The following is a 17,785-nucleotide window of genomic DNA, read 5'->3' on the forward strand; positions in this document are numbered from 1 at the left end:
AAACCCTCAACCTTCATCAGCTTAAAATCTCCCCTGCCCCCTGCCCCCTGCCCCCTGCTAATCACCCCAACTTCTCAAACAACTCCGCCAACACCACATTAGAAAACAAAAACCCTTGGGGATCAATCAAACGCAACCTTCCCCCTACAACTTCCACCCAACCTCGATCAAAATACTCTTGTAAACACCTGCAAATTTCCTCCACCTTCTCTTCGCCAAACACCTCCGCCAACGCCGCCAAACTCACACCCTCCGCCAAACGCAACCCCAACATTAACGTTTCTAACAATACTTCCTTTGAGGGAGTTACATCACAATCAATCACACCGCCAGCTTGTACCCATTGATAATACTCATTAGTTTTACGCGGACGAGTGAAGCGCTTTCCTTTAACATAACTCGCCGCACCCATACCAAAACCATAGTAAGGGCGGTTTTCCCAATACACTCGATTATGCCGACACTGATGACCAGGTTGAGCATAATTAGAAATTTCATAATGCTCGTAACCTGCACCAGTCAAAACTTGCTGCCCCATCTGGTACATTTTGACTGTGGCTTCATCCGTAGGCAAAGGAGTATCACCAGGTTTGTAGTAACGACCGAAGGCTGTACCTGGTTCGATGGTAAGATCGTAGATGGAAATGTGAGTGGGGACAAGCGCTACCGCTTTTACTAAGGAATCCTGCCATTGATCCAAAGACTGATGCGGCAACCCAGAAATTAAGTCTAAGCTAAATTCGGGAATCTCGACTTGGTGGATTAGTTCCACAGCTGCAAAGATATCTTCAACTGAGTGCGATCGCCCCGCCCTCTGCAATAATTCTGCTTGAAAGGCTTGTACACCCAAACTTACCCGGTTCACGCCGACAGTGCGATAGCCTACTATTTGCGCTAAATCAAAGGTGGCTGGGTCAATTTCCATAGAAATTTCTGCCCCAGATGCAATACCAAAATGCTTCTCTAGCTCTGTTACTATTCGTTGTAACTGCTCTATTGATAGCAACGAAGGAGTACCACCACCAAAGAAAATTGTCTTCAAGGGTTGACCAAATGCTGGTGTAATGCCGATTTCTTGACATAGCACCTCAACATATTGGGAGATACTACCAGATGTTTCACCCCGCAAGCGATCGCCCACAACAAACACCGGGAAATCACAATAAAAACACCGCCGTCTGCAAAAGGGAATATGCACATAAGCAGAACTCGCAATTTCAGAAGTACTAAATTTTTGACTCATTTTGAGAAAGAATGAAGTTAAGCCAACTGCGAATTAGAGACAATGAAAATGAGGAAAGAATTCAGGAGTCAGGAGTCAGGAGTCAGAATAATTGTAAAATCAAGCGTCCAATCACTTCTTGATTTTATTAAAATTATTAAGTTTGGGTATCAAAGTCTTCTTAATTCTGGATTCAGAATTCTGAATTCAGAATTCTGAATTCTTACAAAATGAGTAGTTTATTTACAGATTTTTGTCGTTTTACAACGAAACAATGAAAAATATTAAGATAAAAGCCTTTGGTTATAATAATTGCAGATATTGTCCTACTAAACCCTTAGTGTAAGTCAATATTGATGAGTTTATCTTACCGATGAAATAAAGAATACTTAATTTTATCGGTTAACACAGTTGCAGGAAAACAAGACAACCATGCTTGACGCCATTATTATTTTTTCATTTATCCTAGCAGCGTCGGGAATAGGGTTCTACAGCATTGAACTGCTACCCAATGGCACGCTAGATCAGGTGACAAACCTTGAAGCTTTACGCTTAGTTGTTGCCGTCTTTGCCGCTATTATTGGTGGTGCGATCGGACTGAGTTTCCAGACGACATATCGTCGCGTAGAATCACAAATCAAAGAAATGCCTCTGGAAGTGATTTTAACTCGTGCGATCGGCTTAGTTATTGGGCTATTACTAGCTAACCTGATGCTAGCGCCACTATTTTTGCTACCCATCCCGGCAGATTTTGGGTTTATTAAACCATTAGTGGCAGTTGTCGGTAGTATTATCCTCTCCGTCACTGGCATGAATTTGGCAGACACCCACGGGCGAGGCTTATTGCGATTCATTAATCCCAACACCGTCGAATCGATGGTTGTGGAAGGAACGCTAAAACCAGCCAATACGAAAGTTTTAGACACCAGTTGCATTATTGATGGTCGCATTGAAGCCTTACTAGAAACAGGGTTTCTGGAAGGACAAATTCTCGTACCGCAGTTTGTCTTGCAAGAACTCCAACAAGTAGCGGATGCTAGCAAAGATCAAAAGCGGGTGCGGGGAAGACGAGGACTAGAAATTCTCAACCGCATTAAAGAAGAATATCCCGATCGCATCCTGATTAATGGAATTGACTACGACGATATTCCCACAGTCGATGCCAAGTTAGTACGCTTCGCCCAAGAAATCAGCGGTACATTGCTAACCAACGACTACAACTTGTCTAAAGTCGCCAGTGTTCAGAAAGTACCTGTTTTAAATGTGAATGATTTAGTGAATGCTGTCCGTCCCAGTTATTTACCTGGCGACAACCTTGATTTGAAAATTCTCAAAGAAGGCAAAGAACCCAGTCAAGGTATTGGCTACCTAGATGACGGCACAATGGTAGTTGTTGAAGAAGGTAGCCCTTATGTGGGTGGTGAACTGCGAGTAGTAGTTACCAGCGCTTTACAAACTACAGCAGGAAGAATGATTTTTGCCAAACCCCAAGCTTCAGCATTGGCGTGAAACAATGGGATGTTCAATTCGAGTCACACTTAGTAATCGGTGCAGGTTGACTGCACCGATTATTTATTTAGGAAGAATTCTAGAAGAGCGTTAAATTCTTAAAACGACAAACCTTTAAAAGATGGTTCATATTTGAAGAGTCATTTAGATGCGGCCGCCCTCCCTGCCTTGCTAACTGTGCTTATCAGAAAGGTGTGCAAAGCACTTAGCCTATTGCTTAGGAATCAAAAATGTGCCAGTCGGCAAATACAGCATTTTGCGGCCATTCTGCTCAAACGCCACTTCGTCAACCAAGGAAAGTAGTTGCTGATTCAACTCGGAAGAAGCGTTACGTAAGTTAGCCTGAAAGAGGAAATCCATCAACACTCTACCTTCTTCCGAATTCTGCTCAAAACAAGCAGAAGCATCCAAATATTCGGGATAAGTTTCAAATTTATACGACAGACCGATGTCATCTATGGTTTTACGTAACTTATTTGCTTCTACGCATGAAGACTCTTGCCAGTATTCCTGATTACCAACTATTTCTACATATTGTTCCATCAATTTGAATATCACTGCTTCTTCTGTTTCTAGAGTGATGACAAGTACTCCTCCGTCTTTAAGCATATTAAGTGACTTAAGGATTAATTGCCTCTCTTGATTGGGCATGTGGTAAAGAGAATGCGTGTAATGAATACAGTCGAACTGCTCATCTGTATGAAAATCCTCAATAGTAACTGGATGCATTTCTAAGTCCACTTCACCAAGACCAGCAGATTGCATCGTTGCTTCAAATATCTGCCGATGAACATGATTAGGCTCTACTGTCACATATCTTAAAGTTTGCCCTTTAGGGACATATTGCTGGAGGAAGTGGATAAGTTGCTTATCGAACTCTCCAGGGCCAGGGCCAACACTTAGCACCGATGAAACTTCCGGTTGCTTAGAAAAGTTGCTTTTAAGATGCTTCTCAAGCATATCTAAAGCTGCTTGTCGCTGGATTTGCCAATTCTTTAAAAAAATGGCATACGACGAAGCATAAGCCTCATACATCTGCTGCTGTGCATCAATAGATGTTGACATTGTAGACTTCCTAATAACTTGAGTACAGCAAAAACTTGGTAAAGTATAGCAAAATTGGAGTAAGTAAGTCGGTGAAAATAAACCTAGCTATGTAACAGAATGTAAAATCGACATAAGCATTGCGATTGCTTCATTACACTTCGTTTCATTCGCAATGACATAGCGTCAATTATTTAAGCTGTTCTACTTAAAATATTTGTAACCTTTTAGAGGATTTCAAACGTTAGCGATAAATTTAGGTACATAGAGATGGTGGATTAAAAAGCATGGATAAAAACTGCCTTTAGCTAATAATTTGCAGATATTATCAACATTTACAAATATTTTTCCATTACATAGTTTTGAAACCAGACTCCCCGTCGTTCTACTTGCTGTTCTCTGACTACGCTAAATCCCTTCTTTTCAAAAAAGGGCTTTGCAGTAATACTTGCTTCTGTATATAGTCGTTTAATCCCTTGTAATTTTGCAGTACTTTCTATATGAATTAAGAGTTTTGAACCAATACCTTTCCCTTGATATTTGCTATGACAATAAAAACAATCAATGTGACCATCCGCTTCTAATTCTGCGAACCCAACTATCTCACCATTATTTTCTGCAACGTAAGGAAGCTTGGCTTGTAATCTTTTGTGCCAAACTTCATAATCCATATTTACAGGTGCCCAAGCATCAACTTGTTCTTGAGTGTAATCGCAAATATTGATTTCATGAACTGTATCATAAAACAGCTTCATGATTAGCTTAGTATCAGACAGTTTGTATTCTCTAATAATCATACTGAATCTTAATTCTCATAAATCTCTAATGGTAAATTATCAGGGTCTTTAAAGAAAGTAAATTTTTTATTTGTAATTTCATCAACTCTGATATTTTCTACCTCTACTCCTTTCGATTTTAAATAAAAAACAGTTTCCTCAACATCATCAACTTGAAAAGCAAGATGTCTTAAACCACAAGCCTCTGGTTTACTGGGTCGTTCTGGAGGATTTGGGAAAGAGAATAGCTCTATTTGAGCATTTTTTCCAACTCGTAAATCTAATTTATAGGAATTTCTTTCGGTGCGAAAAGTCTCTTGAATAATCGAAAAGCCTAAAGTTTCGACATAAAATGTTTTGGAGCGATCGTAGTCAGAACAAATAATAGCAATATGATGAATGCCAGTGGTTTTCATGTGTACTTTTCAAGTTACCAATTATTTACCTGTAGCACTTTTAGTAAAATTTTACTATAGTAATCCTAAATTATTGGTGAGAAAATAAACCGCTGAAATACTTATAGCTACTACTGTATGCTTACGCATTTTGTAACGTTTTAATTTGGATTGCTATAGTAGGCTGTAACAGAAGTCTACCTAGCTTTAACAAGGTAAAAGGTGCTTTTTATAAATTAAATTCATCAAATCCTAGTTAAAATAAGAGTTAATCTGACTGAGCAAATTACTAACATTCTTTTTGACCGACTCCTAAATTTTAAGAAGTCGGTTTCTTCTGTTGATTTCCCGTTGCAAGGAAGGGATCGCAGATATTACCGCACAAAGAAGTTACGCCATCGTTCCTAACCTTATGAATGCATGACAATCCGTTTATCAAACTTGATAAAAGAAGACCAAATTTATCCCTTGCAATTAGTTGAAATCACTTACTTTGAAAAAAACTTGTTTTATTTGTTTTGGAAGATAATTCCTTTTTAAATGAATATTAATGTTTCCATAACTTTTTATTTACCCAAGCTTAAACTTTGCAATTTTTTGCAATTTAATATAATTACTCATGGTTATAAAAAAACAGGCTAAAAAATTGTAAAAAACAAAGTCAAGAAAAGTAAAGTTCCTGTTTCAAGTTTTTATAATTACCAGATAGCAAATTATGATTTACATATTGATCATACACTATATATGTCAAGATGTAAGTCATGTTTAGTAGCCTTTTGAGAGCTAGATTTTTTTTTATAAATAATCTCTAAAGACCAAAATCTGCACTGTAAAACACTAATGTTATTAACTAGATTTTGACATTTTTGCGAATGTGATCGCTTAATTTCTAGTGCAAAAATTTGGAGTTTAATGCAGAGATTATTGATTCTATTTTGGCTTGTAGCTGAAATGTTGCCAAAAGCCAAAAAGTTGATATTAAATACGCTCACTTGAAAAGGGCTAGTTAAAGCAAGGATTGAGTAAATTACTCTGTCCTCAGTTTGCTTCTGCAACACAACCATTCATCCCGAAAGATATCCTTCATCTATATATTCTGCAAGAAAATAATACAAACTCATGGCATCTCAGCTAAATACGATCTTCCACTTTCTTTCGTTCTCTATCAAGAGCGTGGTAACTGCATCTGTAATTGGTACAGCGTTTATCCCAGCAGCTTATGCTCAGACAACCAAGCCAGTACCAGATATCCAAATCAGATTTAGTAACAGTAAATTTCAGAGACCTACACTGTTAGGGGAAGCAGTTAAACAGGGTCAATTTAACCTAATTGTTACTAATAACGGCACAGCAATTTTTCAAGGAGCTTTAAATCTCAAGATATACGTGTCCCCGGATTCAATCCTCGATAAAAACCCCCTCAGTACCCCTAGAGTCATCACTTTAGTATCGACTTTGGGTACCACATCAAATTCCCCTTTGGTGGGCACAGATGAACTGCTCGGGACTCAAAGCCTTCCAAGTGTTAGCTTATCTCCTGGTGCTTCCCAAACCGTCACCGTGGACTTTACTAGTTCTGCTTTCCGTAGTCCAAGTGTTGTAGCACCTGGAGCGTACCAGCTGATTGCTGAGGTTGACACCACCATCCCCCAAGCTACTACAAACGGTAAAGTAGTCAGTCAGTTGGTTAATGCTGGTGATCCCGTAATTGTTTGGAATGCAACGCTTCTGAATTCCATCCTTGTCTCAGGAATTTCCCGTGATGCAAATGGCGTTCTTACAGCCAGAGGTGGGACTGCACCCCCAATAGGAGCACGCAATCAGGCGATCGTTCACTTGGCAGTTTATGATGCTGTAAACGCCATTAACCGGATTGGTCGGCCTTACGCTGTGAGGATAAGTCCCTCTGATCCTCGGCTTACGGGCGGTGCGTCGGCACCAGCAGCATCTGTCCAAGCAGCGTATACAACGTTACGCAATCTATTCACTGTTGCAACACCACAAGATTCAGCGCAAACTCAAGCAGCTAAAACAGCTATAAGAAATCTACTCGACCAACAGCTAAAAACCTCTTTGGCAGCAATACCGAACGGTACGGCTAAGAGCAACGGTAGGTCTATAGGAAGAGAAGTTGCTGGGATAATACTAGCCTTGCGGAGAAACGATGGCTCGGCTCAGGCGCAGATACCTTACACAGGAGGAAATAGCGCAGGCGAATGGCGACCAACTTTCCCCGATTTTACACCTGCATTATTGCCAGGGTGGGGAGCAGTTCTTCCCTTTTCACCTGATATACCCGATCGCGACCCAGCAAATCCTAGACCTCGCCTGCTACAGTTCGGACTGTCTGGCCCCACACCATTTGGTAGCCAACAGTTCGCAGACCAACAGAACCTTATCCGGCAGGTAGGGGCCTTCTCGAACACTAGCGCTACTACAATTACTCGCACTTCTAACCAAACGAAAAATGCTATCTTCTGGGCACTCGATCGCCCAAATACCTTCAGGCCTCCCGGTCAGTGGAACCAGTATGCACAACAAATCTCTTTGAATAGGGGCAATAATCTATCTCAGAACGCCCTCTTGTTTGCTCAGTTAAACCTTGCACAAGCTGATGTGGGTATTCTAACGTGGGATTCTAAATATTTTTACAATCAACTACGACCGATTCAAGCAATCCGCCAAAACAATAGCCTCGACGTGTCAGCAGGAGTAGTTCGTGATGTGAACTGGCTACCCCTGCTATCGTATCATCAGCCTGAAAATTTCTTTAATACTCCTTTAACCCCATCGTTCCCAGACTACAACTCAGGACACGCTGCATTTGGTTCGGCAGCAGGTCAAGTATTGATTAACTTCTTCGGGGACAACACACCTTTCACAGTTCCTTCGCAAGACTTACCAGGTCAGGCTTTGACGTACAACACCATTTCTGAGGCAATAGAGGACAATGCCGCAAGCCGCATTTTCGGCGGGGTTCATGTCCCATCCTCTGGAGTAACTCAGGTACCAGTAACAAGCAAAACACCTACAACCCAAAATGCTATAACCATAGACGGTAAAGTAACGCGCAATACTGTCACTACTTCTGAAGGTAGTTTTGCTATAGATCCCACAAAAGATCCCGATATCCAATTAGGTAGGCAAGTGGGTAACAGCGTAATTAAATCGTTCGCTCCTGAGGTAAATCAGACAATAAACCAACCTTTGATTTTGATAGACCAATCTTCGCTCAAGCAATCTTTGATAGATGAACCTTTGTTAGCTGAACCTTCGTTAGCTGAACCTTCGTCATAGCAACGCACTGGTTCCCCTACAAGGAAGGGGAGTAAGACTCAAACTCCTCTCCTTATAGGAGCTACGGTGTACACACAAGTCTTTTAAAGTTGCAATGCGATTGTTTCGGTTAACAATGCGATTGTTTCGATTGACAATGCTCACTTTTCACGGAATCTAGAAAAGCTCACTTCCATTCCTCTCTCCTTTTAAAAGGCTACAGTGTACACACAAATGATTTAATCACCCCAAATCATCTTTTGTAGGGTGTGTTATGCCGTAGGCTAACGCACCATTCGAAATTTTTGGTACGTTAGCACTAAAGCGTGGCTGCACCAGTGCGATCGCCTTGTTGCAATTTCGCCTCGGCTAACTGGGTTTGATGATACTTCGCTGAGTTATCAAGTTTTAGTGTTTTCCGCACCTAACCGCTATGAAATTGTTGCCCCGTCGGGGATTACCACTCTCTGCGGCAGCATTGCTACGTAATGCAGGGATTGACACTATCCATCTGGGTGAAATTGAGATGTCTGAAGTTGAAGATGCAGAAATTATTCAGAGAGCTAGAGAAGAGAGAGGTGTTGTCTCAACACATTAGGAAACGCCATAATCTAATACGGTTCGGATAAGCATTTTTCACAATCGAGTGTGATTTGGGGAAAGGATGTATTCAAAACATGAGTCCCTTTCCCCTTTAACCCAATACGCTTGGGGCTAAAACTCTGTTATCCAAGTCAATTTTTTAACGAACCGCCAACGCGTAGCGTCTCGTAGAGAAGGCGCAGAGGACGCAGAGAGAAGAAAGAGAAGGAAAAAATTGCTTAACTGAACTGTATTGCGCTAAAATCGGGAATTTGCTTATACAATTGGGCGCAAGTAAGAAACAAAAATAAGCAAGGGAACTTCTAACTCGCTTCAAAGTTTTATTTATAAGGTTTTTCAGCAGCCATTACTTCGTACTTTTGTTGCATAGAATAGACTCAAAAAATCCGTTTTGGCACAGTGACCCCATGTGTGCCATCAAAGATCGCCCTGCTCAAACTCCCCCCTTTGTGCCGTGGTTATTTTTTAAGTCCAATTGCTCCCTGTATATATGTATCCGTCAGGTCAGTACCCGTAAGATTTGCACCGCGCAGGTTTGCACCGCGCAGGTTTGCACCGCTCAGGTTTGCACCGCTCAGGTCTGCACCGCGCAAGTCGGCACCCTTGAGGTTAGCACCTTTGAGGTTAGCACCACCCTGGTAAGCACCCCGCAAGTCGGCACCACTTAGATCGGCATCCTCTAAATTAGCGTCTAGTGTTGCACCACCCAGTCGGGCATTGTTGAGTCGGGCATGGGTGAAGTTGACACCACTCAGGTTTGCACCGCTCAAGTTGGTACGGATGAGGTAAGCACCGCTGAGGTTTGCACTTCTACCGAAGAACGGGAGGTAGCTCAAGCTGGCACCGCTCAGGTTGGCATCGCTCAAGTTGGTACGGCTCAGATTAGCATTGGTTAAAAAGGCATTACTCAGGTTAGCACCACTCAGATTGGCACCGCTTAAATCAGCATTGACCAGATAGGCGCTACTCAGCCTGGCATCGCTCAAGTTACAATTTGGACATTTGTTAGAAATTTGCAACCAAAAAGCTTCCCTACCTCCATTCATTTGAGTTACTGTCCATCCCAGCCAAAAGATCAACCAACCCCACCACAATAATTTTCTAAATTTGTCCAACTTAGCTCCTTTACCGCGAATCTAATATTATTGGCTGTCGCGGCGGCTGTACTTAGCTTATAACGCACTATTCACACACCAAGCAACCTGCGCCTAATTGCATGAATGGACAACCCTCTATTCGTAATCTTTCAAGTTCAATTTCATCAACGTTTACGAAGTTGCAATCCAGCAGCGATCGCTCGTTGTCAGATCGACCATAATTTTTTGGCTAAGGGTGTTTGTGGCACAAAATCAGATTCGGGGGGTGTTGTTTCTGACTCACATTTGAGTAGTTCAACAAACTCCAAAACTTTTTGTTGCTTTTGGGGTGTGAGTTCTCGCCAGTGATTGAGTTATTAGCTACCTACCCTAATCGAGAAGAACTGCGCCAGGAGTTTCCCGAATTAGAAGATGAAGATATTCAGCAAGCCTTAATTTTTGCATCGTCCTACTTGGGCGATCGCATCATTGAACTACCTAACCGCTATGAAGCCGTTACAGTTGAGCCAAGCCATATTCGTATCCGTTGTTTACCATTTTTGCCTGATGTCTAAACTTTCGCATATTTAACTTAAATTTATATTCAATCAGCAAAAAGCCATATTACTTTCTCAAAACTTCATATTTAATAAGCAGAAAGCCATATTACTTTCTCAAAATGCCGTTTTACTTTCTCAAACCCCAGTTTGCTTATTTATTTAAGTAATTCGCGCATTGATTTTGGTATATAGTTGAGCCGAACTTAGGTTATCTGTAAGGGCGCAATCGCAAACTGCTTGGTGGGACTTAAGATTAGAGTATGTATACTAACCAAGATGTTATGGGAAAAATGCAGGATAACATCTATGACTACATAGCGAAAGCTGCCTTTGTACAATATGATATGGCTCAAGGAGAGCGTTATTTTTTAGGTAATAGTGGAAGCGTAACCTTCTGTATAAAAACACAAGCGGAAAAATTTCTTCTCCGTATTCATCAACCAATATCTAAGCTACAAGGTGATGTATGGCAAAGACCACAGGTGATTGAGTCAGAACTTTTGTGGCTTACTGCCTTGCGTCATGACACAGAGATTGTTGTGCAGGAGCCAGTAAAAAATCTACAAGATAGATGGCTCACTCAAGTTTTGGCAGATGAGACCGGAGAAATGTTTTATTGCTCACTGCTGCGTTGGATTGATGGCAACAACCTCAACGGAGAACGAACTCCAGAACAAGCTTACCAACTCGGTTTGTTGCTAGCTAGATTGCACCAGCATAGTAGTCAGTGGCAACTGCCAGAAAACTTTGTTCGCCCAGCATACGACAAGAATCGGCTGCAAGCAGCACTTTCGGCACTTTATCCAGCAGTATTACAAGAATTGATTTCAGCAGAAGATTACAAGATCCTCGAAGTGTCGGCTTGTCAAGTTCAAGGAATGATAGAAACACTGGGTCAAACACAAAATGTCTGGGGACTGATTCACGCTGATCTTCATGAGGGCAACTATTTATTGCACAACGAGGAATTCTGTCCAATCGATTTTGCTCACTGTGGCTTTGGATACTATCTTTACGATATTGCAAGTTCGCTTCAATATTTACTTCCCACTGTCAGACCTTCCTTTTTTAAAGGCTATCAAGCTATTCATAAGCTACCTGAACATTACTTACAGATTACAGAAGGTTTCTTTATCATGGCGCTGATTGAAGTACTTTCTTTTCATGTAAATAATCCACAAGAGCATAAGTGGATTTCGGAAACCGTGCCGTATATCGTCAAAGAACACGTTCATCTGTATCTTCAGGGCGAATCATTTCTGCTTGATAAATACTAAGGCTCCATAGCCATCAGTGACCAACCATCCCACAAACGCCTCGCTTATCAGGTGCAATAATTCCTCTTTCCGACGACTACCAATGTGGAAAACCGCTATTGTACTTGTGATTGCTACCCATAACCACCGAGATTTTCCTCTCTCATACCAGGGTGTTTCATCAAGGTGGATTATTTCTGCCGATTGTAATTCAACAATAAGTTCCTCGACTACCGCCGAACAAGCTATTCCTACTTCTCGAATGCATCTGTCGATTGTTCCCACCGAAAGCGATACCCCAACCCAATCATTCAACAATTCCCTAATTTTGGGTCGAGACATTCGATTTTACATTACCACACGATTGTCACCCCTACTTTTACCTACACTGCAAACTCTTGTTTTAGGGGGGAGAGTGAAAAACTACGAGTTATCTGGTTCAGAACCATTCATAGGTAGGAATTTATTATATGTTTATACGTAATTCTGAATTCTGACTCCTGAATTCTTTCTTGTTAAATTCATTTGTTTGCCAGAATTTTTTGGTAGGCTTGGATTGTTTGCTTTGCGATCGCATCCCAGCTAAAATTTTCCAAGGCATATTTTTGGGCGTTTAATCCCCGTCGTTGGCGTTCTGCGGGGTTTTCCAAAGCTTCTTGTAGTAAATTTACCAGTTCTTGTACATCTGTTGTACCCACCCAACCCGACTCGCTATCACGTATCTGTTGACAAATATGTACTTGATCAGAAATGACTACGGGTACACCTGCAACCATCGCTTCAGCTACAGCAATCCCAAAGTTTTCGTAGTAGGAAGGTAAGACAAATAAATCAGCAGCTTGTAGTAAACTAACTTTTAATTCACCAGTGACAAAGCCAGTAATTTTAGTGTGCGATCGCAGTGGTGAATTTTGAATTTGGGATATTATCTTTTGTTCGTAATCTGGATCTTGAGGATTAGTACCGGCTAAGACAAAATGAAACTTATAACCAATCGCTAATAACTTTTCTAGCGCCGGAATCAACAAATTTAATCCTTTTTTTGGATCAATTCGTGACATAAACAACACCAACGGTATATCCTTTGGTATTTCTAACTGACTACATACATTTTTAATAGAGGATTGAGGTGGAATCACACCCAAGGGAATCACTAAATCTGGCGTAGATACTCCAAATCGTTCTGATATTTTAGCTTCTTGATCGCTAGTAAAATGAATAGCCGCCGCGCCAGCTAAATTTTGGCGTTCTATAAGTGCAACATAAAGCTGTTTTAATTGCTTTTTTTTCCGCAAATCAGCCGGATCAAGAGTACCCAAAGGACGGAAAATATAAGGTAGCTTTTGCTGACGACACACCATAGCAGCAGCACTACTTATAGGGGAGAATAGAGCATGAATATGTGCTATGTCAAACTTGTGAGCATGAAGTTTTAGCCAGTTTAATAAATCGAGTGAAAATTTGTAGCGACGAAACGGGGCACAAGGAAAGTAAATTATTTCATAGCCATCTTGTTTAATTGGACAATTTAAAGGAACATCCAGAGGCGTTTGACCATTATCGCCATTACTATCAGTTGTGAGAATTGTAACTTCTACTCCTTCTTTTACCAACGCTGGAGCTAGCCCTAGCACCATTTGGCTGGGGCCACCGTAAATCAAAGAAATTGAGGGGACAATTTGTAATATTTTCATTTTTTTATCATTTGTCCTTTGTTATTCACTAATGACCAATGACTAATGACTATTAACCAATTCTTGATAGAACTCTAATTGCTGTTTAGCCAAAGCTTTATTTGTATATTTAATCATTGCTTTTTGATAACCCATTTCACCCAAAGTATGAGCAAAATCTGGTTTATCCATTAATTGAACTAAGCAATTAGCAAGGGCTTGAGCATCACCTTCGGGAAATACTAAACCCGCATCACCAATTACATAGGGAATTTCACCAGAATCAGAACCAATCACAGGAACTTGGCAAGCCATTGCCTCAATGATCACATGACCAAATTGTTCTTTCCAGCCAACAGAAGTTAAGGTTTTAAACTTGTAAGTTGTTTCTGAAGGTAGTACTAAAGTACTCATTAAATTGATATAGTTTGCAACTTCGTCATGAGGGACACTTTCTACCAAAATTAATCTGTCTTCAATATTGTTTTCTGTGGCTATCTTAATTAATTCTCTTTGTAACTCTCCTCGTCCAAGTAGCAGTAATTTCCAGGGTTTCTCTTTCAACTTGACTAAGGCATCTAAAAGCGTTAATAAACCCTTTTCTTGCACAAACCGCCCAACAAAGCCTACTACAAAGTCTTCTTTTTTAATGCCAAATTTAGCTGCTAGTTCTGATTGCAGTTTGGGAGTAAATAGGCTTTCATCTACGCCTAGTTGTGGCATGACCTTAATTGTCCCCTGATATCCCCTTTGTCGTAAAACTTCTGCTCCATCCTGATTGCCAGAAATGATACCGTGGCTGTGATTGAGGTTATATTTTTCTAATAAAGCAATTGGCAATTTGAGATTATATGGTAGGTTCCACCAAGTAAAAAATACATTTTTTGCCTTAAGCCCTAATAGTTTATTTAAGGCAATCATCTGAGTATAAGCCAGTCCTCTAGATCCTTGTTCTACTTGGATAACTTGAGGGCGGAATTGTTTTAGCAAAGATATTAAATCAGCACCAAAGGTAAGCAGTCCCTGATGATTTTGACTGAAATTAGAAATGGGAACTATTCTAAATGTGCCTTCATCGCGGTATTCAGGTTCAATAATTCTATTTTGCACGCCGCCTGGTTTCCAGCGCTTTGGAACTACAACTGTTACTTGAATTCCCGGTTCGAGTTGAGATAAAGCACGTAATTTTTCACAGTTGAGGTCTACGATATAAGTATGACTAGCAACTAAAATTCTCATTTTTCATTTATTTTTTGTTATTCACTAATGACCAATGACAAATGACTCATGCCTAAACTTGTTCATCCAAATGAGTGTAAATTTGACCATCGTTCCATAGTGATTGGATGACAGTACCCAAGGCTTTGAAAAAACCCAAAATGTAGAAAATAGCGCGAGTAGCAATTTTAATGGGGGAACCGCTTTTGTGACAAGGTGGACGTCCCAGTACGTGACAATCAAATAAACGGGCGTATAGGCGTAAAGCTTGAGTCGCAGTGAGGTTTTTCAGCCCCAGCAAGAAATGGTTGTGGTAAAAGGTGAGTTGATATTTGAGCGATCGCATACTAATATCATGACAACCCCCCGTTTCTTCGCCTAAATGCACCAAATGGGCTTCTGGGTCGTACCAAATCTTATACCCTGTCTGTCTCACCCGCAAACAAAAATCTGACTCTTCGCGCACTGCACTACCGCGAAACCTCTCATCAAACCTCAATCCGTATTTAGTAAAAATTTCGCGGCGAAATGACATATTGCAACCCCTCGCTGTCAATACTTGCTGGGGTTTGGTGGTATGAACTAAATCAATATGATACCAAGCAATTCCTGGATCCATAGCTTGAGGGGGCAAATATTCAATTTGTAAATCTCCCCCAGAATCACCTAATTTCATTCTGTCAAATACCCGTCCAGCCACAGCCCCCACCTCTGGGTTTTGCAAATAATTTTTCGCATGGGCTGCTAATAATCCAGGGGTTAGCTGAACATCGTCATCAATAAATAATATTATTTCACCAGAAGATCGGCGGATAGCATAATTCCGCGCCCCTGGCAAACTTGCCCAATCTAAACGCAACCATTTAATTTTACCGACCTCCGCCATTTTCTCTAGGTAGGCTTGAATTTCTGGTTGATGTTTTGGGGTTTGGTCTACAACTAAAACTTCAAAATTTGGATAGTCTTGTTTTAAAACATCCACAATGCTATCTTGTAACGGTTCTTCCCGCCCGTAAGTCGGGATTATTACACTAATTAATGGCCAATCATTCATAATTTTTATTAAGTAATTTTATTACTTTTATAATAGCCTTGTAAAAATTAGTTTTCATGAAGCTTAGTAAGCAGCCATTGCTTTTATTTACACTCAGTCAATTGTTTACGCTGCTGCATAAAGATTATCAAATAACTCATTTTGCTTTTCAGAGTTATGCAACATTTGTGCTTAAGCTAATGCTCCCGCACTTAAAAACTCATAATGTTCTCGTTTACCATTTCTATCTAAAAATTGGCTGATTTGTTGCAATGCTTGCTCTGCCAAATACTTATGTGTGCTTTTGACAATTTGCCAATATTCATTTGTTTTACTTTTTTTTTCACGATCATCTTCAAAGGTGAGAAACCAAGGTTTTTTGTATATAAAATTCTGTTGAAAGAATGAATTGCTTGGTATCTTATGCACACAGGTTGCCATGCGATAAAGCTGCCTAAAGGATACCAAATTTTTTCTATAGGATATCTACCTCTGGGAAAAGGCTTAGGGCGGATGAGTGTATGCCGAGAATTTAGAGGTAGGTTTGGAATGCTGAGGTGTTGTTGACCTCCTATAATAACTTTTGCCATTTTTATTTCATTTAAATTGTTTTTAGACGTTTTTTCTTGTTTTTTTGCTGAGGATCGGCATCTTCCTTGTCTTGTTTCTCCAGTTCTGGCAGTTTAAAAAGAACTCCCGCATAAAACCAATAATAGACAGCAACTGGATCAACATCCAAAGGATAGTAGTAGGTGTTGTAGCTAATAAACAATATAAACACCCACAAAGCTGCTCCGTAACTGCGGAAATTACGGTTCTTTATGGAGCGATAGGTTTTAAAGCCAAGAATTGTTAAAGTTGTTACCAAACTTAGAAACGCAAGTACTCCAAAAATTCCAACTTCATAAAGTACTTTGGGGTAGTAAGTTTCCACAAGCTTAGTTTTACCCATTGCACGGGTAGAGTTAGTTGCTCGACCTAAGCCACTTCCTAGTGGCCCATCTACGTTTTTCCAATTCTCTTCAAATTGCTGGACGATAAAATCTTGAGGTGGTGAAGCCTCCCATCGACCTGTAAAACTCTCGGTTCTCTGTTGCACGACATCAGGGTTAGTCACCATTGCAATTCCCAGAACTAGGGCAAGCCCTACCCCTATGGGGATAAATCGTTTAAGGTTGCCAAGTTGACCAGTGAGCAATAGCAAAATCACGAAGCAGATTGGTACTAAAGCTAAAGCAATTCTTTGTCCAGAGATTACAGCATTGATAAAGACTGCCGCTAAAGAACCTAAACCGATCAACCGCCATATTGGGTAAGGATCAGTGAAGGCGGTGGCAAATGTAAAAAAGGTGCTGGAAATTAAGAACCATGCCCACTGCCAAGGAGCTACAAACGTCCCTGGTAGGCGAATGACTCCTTCTTCAGGACTATATACTAGTGCTCCACCAAAATAACACCTAGCTTCGAGTGTTGCTCTAAATAAGGCATCTCCTTCAAGACCTCTAGTGCCTTGACACACACCAGTTAGTAATAAAAGGTATTGTATAAATCCCAGCACACAGCAAACCAGTATGAGGGCAATCTGGAGGCGCGATAAAAATAGAAAATCCCGCTTATCTCGAATTAGATAGTAGGCACAACCAATCAGGGGGACATAGCCTAAAAATACTTTCAGTCCCAGAATGCCCATACCTAATGGTATTTCTTGGGGTGCTTTTTCCAATAGTCCCACACTAGGCGGGTTAAACTGCTGTCCACCATTGATAAATAGCAGCGTTAGCAGACTGCAAGCCAAAACAAGATAGAGTGGTATTTTTATCCCTTGCGGAATAATTATCGGTAGTCCCTGTTTACGACACGTCTGCCAAAGCCCAATTAGCGCTGGAACATAAAAGGCATCTTTAGCTAATTGGAGTATGGGACTATTGCCCAAGTAGTAGGTAATAGTACCTCCAATGGGTACGTAAATGATGAAGGCATATAGGGCTTGGCGTGGGTATTTGTAGGAAAGGGATATGACAAGTATCCCTAAGAGGGTGTTTGAAAAGTTTTAGGGAGTCAAAATTTAAGCAAGTCGCCTCACCATAATACGGATCATGGAAAGGTAGATAAAAGTCTCAGAGGTTTCGGGCAATAACTCATAA

At 40.7% G+C, this 17,785-nt stretch carries 14 protein-coding genes and 2 pseudogenes; 5 read left to right on the top strand and 11 right to left on the bottom strand.

From position 1 onward, the window contains the following. Nucleotides 1-61 precede the first annotated feature (61 nt). Nucleotides 62-1,243: a radical SAM family heme chaperone HemW gene (hemW, locus tag H6G97_RS22905; protein ID WP_190942941.1), complete on the bottom strand. Its 1,182-nt coding sequence runs from the start codon at nt 1,241-1,243 to the stop codon at nt 62-64. A 411-nt stretch (nt 1,244-1,654) separates the two neighbouring features. On the opposite strand from hemW, the gene H6G97_RS22910 reads away from it, so the two are divergent. After that, nucleotides 1,655-2,731, top strand: coding sequence for a PIN/TRAM domain-containing protein (locus H6G97_RS22910; protein ID WP_190942942.1), 1,077 nt, complete (start codon nt 1,655-1,657; stop codon nt 2,729-2,731). 210 nt (nt 2,732-2,941) lie between these two features. On the opposite strand, the gene H6G97_RS22915 is transcribed toward H6G97_RS22910, so the two are convergent. From H6G97_RS22915 to gloA2, 3 genes are all read right to left on the bottom strand, one after another. Next, complete coding sequence (locus H6G97_RS22915; RefSeq protein WP_190942943.1) at nt 2,942-3,796, bottom strand: methyltransferase domain-containing protein; 855 nt, start codon at nt 3,794-3,796, stop codon at nt 2,942-2,944. A gap of 314 nt (nt 3,797-4,110) precedes the next feature. Continuing rightward, nucleotides 4,111-4,572: a GNAT family N-acetyltransferase gene (locus H6G97_RS22920; protein WP_190942944.1), complete on the bottom strand. Its 462-nt coding sequence runs from the start codon at nt 4,570-4,572 to the stop codon at nt 4,111-4,113. 8 nt (nt 4,573-4,580) lie between these two features. Next, entirely contained in the window at nt 4,581-4,967 is a 387-nt protein-coding gene (gloA2, locus tag H6G97_RS22925) for an SMU1112c/YaeR family gloxylase I-like metalloprotein (protein WP_190942945.1), read from the bottom strand. A 1,152-nt stretch (nt 4,968-6,119) separates the two neighbouring features. On the opposite strand from gloA2, the gene H6G97_RS22930 reads away from it, so the two are divergent. Both H6G97_RS22930 and H6G97_RS22935 read left to right on the top strand, forming a co-directional pair. After that, a complete protein-coding gene (locus H6G97_RS22930) occupies nt 6,120-8,243 on the top strand; it encodes a vanadium-dependent haloperoxidase (RefSeq protein WP_190942946.1) in 2,124 nt (707 codons plus the stop codon). Between the two features lie 412 nt (nt 8,244-8,655). Next, nucleotides 8,656-8,820: a DUF5615 family PIN-like protein gene (locus tag H6G97_RS22935; RefSeq protein WP_190942947.1), complete on the top strand. Its 165-nt coding sequence runs from the start codon at nt 8,656-8,658 to the stop codon at nt 8,818-8,820. Nucleotides 8,821-9,283: 463 nt separating this feature from the next. Here the strand turns inward: H6G97_RS22935 and H6G97_RS22940 are convergent, their stop codons facing one another. Beyond that, a complete protein-coding gene (locus tag H6G97_RS22940) occupies nt 9,284-9,940 on the bottom strand; it encodes a pentapeptide repeat-containing protein (protein WP_242055119.1) in 657 nt (218 codons plus the stop codon). A 326-nt stretch (nt 9,941-10,266) separates the two neighbouring features. Between H6G97_RS22940 and H6G97_RS22945 the strand changes: the two genes are divergently transcribed. After that, nucleotides 10,267-10,476, top strand: coding sequence for a DUF433 domain-containing protein (locus H6G97_RS22945; protein WP_338421828.1), 210 nt, complete (start codon nt 10,267-10,269; stop codon nt 10,474-10,476). 245 nt (nt 10,477-10,721) lie between these two features. Beyond that, nucleotides 10,722-11,738, top strand: a complete 1,017-nt coding sequence (locus H6G97_RS22950; protein ID WP_242055121.1) for a phosphotransferase enzyme family protein — start codon at nt 10,722-10,724, stop codon at nt 11,736-11,738. Here the strand turns inward: H6G97_RS22950 and H6G97_RS22955 are convergent. The 6 genes and pseudogenes from H6G97_RS22955 to hpsL form a co-directional block, all read right to left on the bottom strand. Further along, nucleotides 11,733-12,062: pseudogene (locus H6G97_RS22955) on the bottom strand (IS66 family transposase); the annotation flags it as partial. The gene H6G97_RS22950 and the pseudogene H6G97_RS22955 sit on opposite strands and share 6 nt — an antisense overlap. Nucleotides 12,063-12,238: 176 nt before the next feature. After that, nucleotides 12,239-13,411, bottom strand: a complete 1,173-nt coding sequence (gene hpsP / locus H6G97_RS22960) for a hormogonium polysaccharide biosynthesis glycosyltransferase HpsP (protein WP_190942949.1) — start codon at nt 13,409-13,411, stop codon at nt 12,239-12,241. Between the two features lie 42 nt (nt 13,412-13,453). Further along, nucleotides 13,454-14,629 carry a hormogonium polysaccharide biosynthesis glycosyltransferase HpsO gene (gene hpsO / locus H6G97_RS22965; protein ID WP_190942950.1) on the bottom strand — a complete coding sequence of 392 codons (1,176 nt, stop codon included), beginning with the start codon at nt 14,627-14,629 and terminating at the stop codon, nt 13,454-13,456. 52 nt (nt 14,630-14,681) lie between these two features. Next, on the bottom strand, nt 14,682-15,662 hold the full coding sequence (gene hpsN, locus H6G97_RS22970) for a hormogonium polysaccharide biosynthesis glycosyltransferase HpsN (protein WP_190942951.1): 981 nt from the start codon (nt 15,660-15,662) through the stop codon (nt 14,682-14,684). Between the two features lie 171 nt (nt 15,663-15,833). Beyond that, nucleotides 15,834-16,082, bottom strand: a complete 249-nt coding sequence (locus H6G97_RS52810; RefSeq protein ID WP_242055124.1) for a hypothetical protein — start codon at nt 16,080-16,082, stop codon at nt 15,834-15,836. A 160-nt stretch (nt 16,083-16,242) separates the two neighbouring features. Beyond that, nucleotides 16,243-17,676, bottom strand: a pseudogene (hpsL, locus tag H6G97_RS22980) (hormogonium polysaccharide biosynthesis protein HpsL); the annotation flags it as partial. Nucleotides 17,677-17,785 lie beyond the last annotated feature (109 nt).

The organism is Nostoc flagelliforme FACHB-838 (assembly GCF_014698065.1).
Taxonomy (GTDB): domain Bacteria; phylum Cyanobacteriota; class Cyanobacteriia; order Cyanobacteriales; family Nostocaceae; genus Nostoc; species Nostoc flagelliforme_B.

Excerpts from the sequence above, each read along its gene's own strand:
- hemW (WP_190942941.1), bottom strand. The coding sequence starts at position 1,243 with ATGAGTCAAAAATTTAGTACTTCTGAAATTGCGAGTTCTGCTTATGTG.
- H6G97_RS22920 (WP_190942944.1), bottom strand. The coding sequence starts at position 4,572 with ATGATTATTAGAGAATACAAACTGTCTGATACTAAGCTAATCATGAAG.
- H6G97_RS22915 (WP_190942943.1), bottom strand. The coding sequence starts at position 3,796 with ATGTCAACATCTATTGATGCACAGCAGCAGATGTATGAGGCTTATGCT.
- hpsP (WP_190942949.1), bottom strand. The coding sequence starts at position 13,411 with ATGAAAATATTACAAATTGTCCCCTCAATTTCTTTGATTTACGGTGGC.
- gloA2 (WP_190942945.1), bottom strand. The coding sequence starts at position 4,967 with ATGAAAACCACTGGCATTCATCATATTGCTATTATTTGTTCTGACTAC.
- H6G97_RS22935 (WP_190942947.1), top strand. The coding sequence starts at position 8,656 with ATGAAATTGTTGCCCCGTCGGGGATTACCACTCTCTGCGGCAGCATTG.
- H6G97_RS22910 (WP_190942942.1), top strand. The coding sequence starts at position 1,655 with ATGCTTGACGCCATTATTATTTTTTCATTTATCCTAGCAGCGTCGGGA.
- hpsN (WP_190942951.1), bottom strand. The coding sequence starts at position 15,662 with ATGAATGATTGGCCATTAATTAGTGTAATAATCCCGACTTACGGGCGG.
- H6G97_RS22950 (WP_242055121.1), top strand. The coding sequence starts at position 10,722 with ATGTATACTAACCAAGATGTTATGGGAAAAATGCAGGATAACATCTAT.
- hpsO (WP_190942950.1), bottom strand. The coding sequence starts at position 14,629 with ATGAGAATTTTAGTTGCTAGTCATACTTATATCGTAGACCTCAACTGT.
- H6G97_RS52810 (WP_242055124.1), bottom strand. The coding sequence starts at position 16,082 with ATGGCAACCTGTGTGCATAAGATACCAAGCAATTCATTCTTTCAACAG.